1 protein-coding gene is annotated in these 1,065 nt (G+C 43.4%); it reads left to right on the top strand.

What is annotated here, in order from left to right; genetic code table 11:
- Positions 1-6: 6 nt before the first annotated feature.
- Positions 7-1,065, top strand: a 1,059-nt coding sequence (locus R7O12_RS26690) for a DUF3404 domain-containing protein (protein ID WP_411913100.1), incomplete at its 3' end; no start/stop codon positions are given.

Genomic DNA, 1,065 nt, shown 5'->3' with positions numbered 1-1,065 from the left:
AACAGTTTGATTAAACAGTTTTTGCTCGGTTTTGCATCAATATTGCCACTATTCTCGGCACCTGCATTATCCGATTCACTACCAGAACGCATAGATACGTTTACAGAGCTATTTAACTATGAAGTGGCTCTTAAATCGTATGATATACGCATTCTGCAATCAAATTACCCTACGAAGTTACTTTCACCTGATTCGTTGCTTCCTCAAACTTCTGACTATCCTTTGAAGGATATTCAGCAGCTCTACAGCTTGGCGAATACATGTCGAGGGAAATTACCTCTCAGCCCTCTAATTACTGAACCTCTAGTATTTACTCGTGCTATTTGTAAGGGCACGCAATTAACGCCGCGTTGGTTCTCGCGTAGTGGATTAATTCACCCAGGTGGCGGTACTTACGCGGCGCGCTATGTTGAAAAGTATCCCGAGTTGCGTCCTAAACTTGCTCAGTACATGCACATTAAAGAGCGTGACAACGAAGAAGGTGACGAGCTACTAGAAAGCTTGCAAAATATGGACGATGACGCCATTAATGCTCTAATTGCAGGAGCAAGTATGTTTATTGAAGGCAAGGAAATGTGGCTTCGTCGTGGAGACCGTTACTTCGTATTTTCCAAAGATGTTTGGCAAGAAAACGTCGCGAATGCGGGTCTTTCTTATACATTAGCGTCACAAAGCAAAAGCTGTTTCGTGAAACGAGGCAACATATGTTGGGATGTAGAAGATCACTCGCAAGTATTGCGGATCAGTATGATCATCCTTGTCATTGCAAATATCTTGCTTGTCATTGGCTGGGCGGTGTACCGTTGGAACAGTAAGCGTGAAGAACTTCGTAGCCGTATGCTGGTCTTACAGATCTTAACGCATGAGCTTCGAACGCCAATTGCTTCACTATCGCTAACCGTCGAAGGATTTAGACGAGAATTTGAGCACTTACCTGAAAGCGTGTATGACGAATTCCGAAGATTATGTGAAGATACTCGCCGATTGCGTCAATTGGCGGAGGCAAGTAAAGATTATTTGCAATCTGATAACCAAATGCTTGCAACAGATTGGGTTCCATCTGTA

The sequence above is a fragment of the Vibrio sp. Vb1574 genome (genome assembly GCF_033338675.1).
Note: the sequence above shows the minus strand (reverse complement) of the source record. Positions and strands in the feature narration are given on the sequence as shown.